The organism is Enterobacter sp. SECR19-1250 (assembly GCF_013391025.1).
Taxonomy (GTDB): Bacteria; Pseudomonadota; Gammaproteobacteria; order Enterobacterales; family Enterobacteriaceae; genus Enterobacter; species Enterobacter cloacae.
In genome coordinates, this window is sequence record NZ_JACASJ010000187.1 from 1 (window position 1) to 4,744 (window position 4,744).

At 50.4% G+C, this 4,744-nt stretch carries 6 protein-coding genes; 2 read left to right on the forward strand and 4 right to left on the reverse strand.

Annotated elements, in window-relative coordinates:
- Positions 1-283: 283 nt before the first annotated feature.
- Both HX884_RS25295 and HX884_RS25300 read left to right on the forward strand, forming a co-directional pair.
- Positions 284-1,000, forward strand: a complete 717-nt coding sequence (locus tag HX884_RS25295) for an SDR family oxidoreductase (protein ID WP_178328966.1) — start codon at positions 284-286, stop codon at positions 998-1,000.
- 128 nt (positions 1,001-1,128) lie between these two features.
- Entirely contained in the window at positions 1,129-1,824 is a 696-nt protein-coding gene (locus tag HX884_RS25300; protein ID WP_178328967.1) for an alpha/beta fold hydrolase, read from the forward strand.
- 70 nt (positions 1,825-1,894) lie between these two features.
- Here the strand turns inward: HX884_RS25300 and HX884_RS25305 are convergent, their stop codons facing one another.
- The 4 genes from HX884_RS25305 to paaX form a co-directional block, all read right to left on the reverse strand.
- Positions 1,895-2,377, reverse strand: coding sequence for a hypothetical protein (locus tag HX884_RS25305; RefSeq protein ID WP_045295254.1), 483 nt, complete (start codon positions 2,375-2,377; stop codon positions 1,895-1,897).
- A gap of 81 nt (positions 2,378-2,458) precedes the next feature.
- Positions 2,459-2,971: a GNAT family N-acetyltransferase gene (locus tag HX884_RS25310; RefSeq protein ID WP_178328968.1), complete on the reverse strand. Its 513-nt coding sequence runs from the start codon at positions 2,969-2,971 to the stop codon at positions 2,459-2,461.
- Between the two features lie 38 nt (positions 2,972-3,009).
- Positions 3,010-3,606, reverse strand: coding sequence for a phenylacetic acid degradation protein PaaY (paaY, locus tag HX884_RS25315; RefSeq protein ID WP_029883660.1), 597 nt, complete (start codon positions 3,604-3,606; stop codon positions 3,010-3,012).
- Between the two features lie 9 nt (positions 3,607-3,615).
- Positions 3,616-4,548 (reverse strand): phenylacetic acid degradation operon negative regulatory protein PaaX, encoded by a 933-nt coding sequence (gene paaX, locus HX884_RS25320; protein WP_029883661.1) that lies wholly within the window; start codon positions 4,546-4,548, stop codon positions 3,616-3,618.
- Between the last annotated feature and the right edge of the window lie 196 nt (positions 4,549-4,744).

A 4,744-nucleotide genomic window follows, 5' to 3' on the forward strand; every position in this document is an offset into this window, starting at 1 on the left:
GCTCCGGATGAATATGATGATCTCATATCAGGAACTTGTTCGCACCTTCCTTAGATGACGGGGCGGCACTTGATAGGGATAAGGAACGTATCACGTCAGGTTGACAGGTCATGATTGCAGGCTGGCATGTGTACCACGCTATTCTGTTACTGCGCGAGCGTCGGTTTTGAGCGATGAGCAAACGTTGGCAATTATTCTGCTAGCCTAATAGAGGGTTAGTAAAAAATGGGATTTCAGTAAGCATTGGATTCTCATTCTGCCAAACGAAACTGAGGATTTTAATATGGGGCCTTATCGCACTTATCTAATCACTGGTGCAACAAAAGGGATAGGAAGAGCACTCAGTGACAAATTATCAGAACAGGGTCACCAGGTTGTGGGTATTGCCCGTAATGTTGATGCCAACTTTCCGGGGGTTTTATATACGGCTGACCTGAGTAGCGCTGATGAGACTAACTTAATTTTATTGAAAATAGTCGAAAATCACGAAATTCACGGCATTGTAAATAATGTGGGTGTAGCCTTACCTCAACAACTTGGAGGCATTGATATTCAAACGTTCCTGAAGGTCATGGATATAAACGTACGGGTGGCAGTTCAAATAACACAAGCACTCATCGGCAACATGAAGAGCAGAGGCTGGGGAAGAATAGTTAATGTATGTAGCCGTGCCATCTACGGTGCGATTGACCGAACAGCTTACTCAGCAGCAAAAAGTGCTCTGGTAGGTTGTACACGGACCTGGGCATTAGAGCTTGCTCAATTCGGGATCACCTCGAATGCGATTGCTCCTGGGCCAATAGAGACAGAGCTTTTTCATAAAACACGACCTGTTGGAAGTGAAGCAGAACAACGTATTTTATCGACAATCCCAATGGGCAGACTGGGTTCTCCTGCTGAAGTGGCTTCAGCAATAGCCTTTCTTTTATCACCAGAAGCGAGTTTTATTACTGGCGTAGTGCTGCCTGTTGATGGTGGAGGAAGCCTGGGAGGACGTTAGAAACGTTCAGAAACTCTGTGGAAATAGACAACGCCTATCCAGGGCCGAAATTTGATATTGTCGCAGTTAGTAAGATATTTTTAACCTGTCTAACCCAATAAATACACTGATGCATTTAAGCGAGATCTATGAGTTTAACGCCGCGTAAAATTGTTTTAATTCCCGGGTTTATGCTGAATGAAATGCTTTGGCATGAATTTGAAACATACCTCCCGTCAAACTGTATTGTTCATCATGCAGCTGTAAGTGAAGGACGAACCATTCATGATGTAGTGCAGCATTTGATTACTCTTCTGCCTGAGAAGTTTTCTTTGATAGGTTTTTCGATGGGAGGGTATATTGCCCGGCAACTGGCAGCAGAATTCCCTGAACGTGTAGAGTCCTTAGTGCTTATTGCCAGTTCCTTACGGGAAGATACGCCGTTAGAGGCTGAAGCAAAGCGGAAAAGCGTGCAGTCATTGTCCCCCACAACGTTTAAGGGACTGAGCAGACATGCTATTGCCCGGTCACTCCACCCTCTAAACACATCAAATCAGGATATGATTTCAGCTATCCAGAAAATGGGATGCTCTCTGGGATTTGAAGCCTTCATCACGCAATCATCCTTGTCCAGGCAAGGTATACCTTCTGCAACGATACGTTGTCCAACACTGGTTATCGCCAGTGAAGATGATGCCATCCGTTCGATGAAGGAGGCAGAAGAATTGGTCGAAGCCATACCTTATGCGTCGTTAAGAATCATTCTGGATTGCGGCCATATGATTCCGCTCGAACAGCCCAGGGAGTTGGCAAGAACTATTGTTGAATGGATCCCGGCTACGTAAATTATTGGGGGTTTATCCGGCAAATATCCTGACTTACTTCATCAGGGTATGTAGCGCAACAGCCCATATTTCACTCCTCCCTCCAGGGCACAGGCTCACCAATAAAGGTGTGCGTACAGCAGCGGCAAGTCACTTTTACGTCCCTGGCACTAATCGATGGGTTAACCTGTTGTAAAACGCCATTCTCGTCAACAAACAGGCCCGGATAAAAGCTGCTATCGCCAATACAGACTAAATCCCTTTGCTGATGCTCATGCAACGCGACTAACCAGAACACAGGCTCGGTAGTATCAAGACGTCCACAAACTTCACTGAAAACGTCATCCCACGGCTTGCCAATCTGTTTGAGCAAAAAGTAAAACAATGGCGTGTAGTCACGTCCTCGCTTTTGTCCACTGTGCATGGTTTCACGTGTTACCAGCAGCTCATCCCCGGATTTTTTACGATTACGTTCCCAGCGATACTCAGCGCCAGGGTTGTTAGAATAGTGTCGTGTCGTCGTGTTGACGCTACGATACAATTTACGTGACTTGTGCTGTTGATGAGCCCGCATAGCCAGATCTCCCCCATCCCTCTTTCTAAGCCAATAATCCCTGTCTGACAAAGACGAAAAGCCCCTATAAGCAAAGGAAAGCTATAACCCCATCCCCATGATCTTCAATACACTCCGCTGCGACGCTGTTTCGAAAACCGTATCCTTAATAAACCGCATCCCCTGCTTTTCATAAAATCGCCGGGCACGTTCATTCTGTTCAAGCACCTCGAGCCACAGAAATTTTTTGCCATGACTTCGGGTAAGTTCGATGACGCGGCTAAACATGCTCTGACCGTAGTGATTACTCGTCTTAGTCGGATCAAGATAGAGTTTATTAAGAAGAACACCGCTGATGTCGGTATCAGGGATTGTAGCTTCCCATGTCAGTTTCATAAAACCAATCGGCTGATCAAGATCCGCCACATACCAGGTTGTGCCGCTGTCTCTCAGACTCTGTTCTATCGCCGCAACAGAATATTCGGACTTCAGAAAATCGTTTAGCTCTGATTCCGACTTCCACAGATGCTTAAAGTGCGCGGGATAGATGCGATAGCCCAGTTCACTGAGTAATACTGAATCTGCTGATGTTGCTTGTCGTATGAGTAATGTCACAGGATGCTCCCTTGCCCGGTAATATACATTCCCCCCGCTCACACCGCCGATTTCGGCCGTAAATTCTCATCAAACGTCAGTCGTTTGCGTCCCGGCTCTTCTTCGCGCAGCGGCTCCACCTGATGCATCGTCAGCTTACAGCGCTCCACCAGCACCTGATACTCGCGCGTGCCCTGCTGCTTCCAGGCCAGTTCCTGTTCGCTCAGCTCACGAATCGCTTTCGCCGGACTGCCGATAATCAAATGGTTAGCGGGCATCTCGGCTTTCGCCTTCACAAACGCCGCCGCGCCGACGATGCTGTTTTCGCCAATCACCGCCCCGTCCATCACCACCGCGTTCATCCCTACCAGGGCGTTGCGGCGGATAATACAGCCGTGCAGAATGGCGCTGTGGCCGATATGGCCGTCCTCTTCCACCACCGTATCTTGCTCCGGGAAGCCGTGCATCACGCAGTTATCCTGAATGTTCGCGCCATCTTTCACCACAATACGGCCAAAGTCGCCGCGCAGGCTGGCATTGGGACCGACATACACACCTTTGCCCAGGATCACATCGCCAATGAGCACCGCTGTCGGGTGGACATAGCTCTCGTCTGGCACCACCGGCGTCAGACCGTCAATTTGATAAACAGGCATCCTCACTCCTTATGCGGTCGCAAGACCACCAAAGCGTTGATAATAAAGCGTGCCGGGCACGGGCAGTTCACCCACCGAGGTTTCGCCTTTCTCGCTGACAAACGCCAGCGCTCCCGGAGCCACACGCTGATAGATGTTGATGCAAAGCTGTCGTGCGCTTTGTCCCGCCCAGTGCGCAGGCAGTAACTCCTCTGGCAGCAGCGGGTCTTTCAGCACCACGCGACGATAAAAGTGGATCAGTAACAGCTGGATGTGGAAGCAACGCTCCGGCGTAAGCTCTTCCGGCGTAGCCTCTTTCAGTAGCGGCAGCAGCGGACGGAACGACTGAATAAACGTCTCGTACATCGCGTTCTGTTCGGTCAACTGCCAGCACTCCTCAACGCGGGAACGCAGCGCCGCGCGGGAAAGTGCCAGCGGTGAATGGGCTTCGAAGAAGATGACATTTTCCGCCACGCCCGCGTCATGAAGCAGCGACTGCACATCCGCCAGATGCTGCGAGGGCGAAGCCATCAGGCTGGGCGCCAGCGTGCCAAACCCTTGCCAGATAAGCTGTTTTTTCACATCGGCAAGCGTGGTTTTATCGAGGCCTTCGGAGAGCAGCAGCAGCCATTTACCATCCCAGGCGGGCAACTCCGCGCGGTAGATCTTATTCTCCGCCCGGCGGGTTAAACGCAGCCCTTTGTCGCTCAGGCGGTAATAGCTGCGACGCCCGATGCGGGAGACATCCAGCCAGCCCTCTTTGTTGAGGCGAAACAGCGCGGTTCGCACGAAGCGCTCGCCAAAGCCCATCCCTTCGAGCAACGCGGCCAGGCTGCCAAGCCAGATCTCGCCGCCGCGATGGGAAAGCGCATCACCGTATAATGAAGAGATTAGCGACGTCCCGCTGATGGGAACCGAACTGACCGCATGCTGAATAAAGGCGTCGAGTTTCATGTGATTCATTCTGTTGGTGTTTTTGTCCTGGATGAATCATAGCATACGAATTCTGGATAGACCCTCACACTAACTCTCTCCCAAAGGGTTGAGGGTTCCCCATAAAATAATGCCTGCACGGAGGACCCCCTCTCCCTTGAGGGAGAGGGCTGGGGTGAGGGGGAACATATGGCTGTAGAGGTCATTCCGTTCACTTTATGTTCCT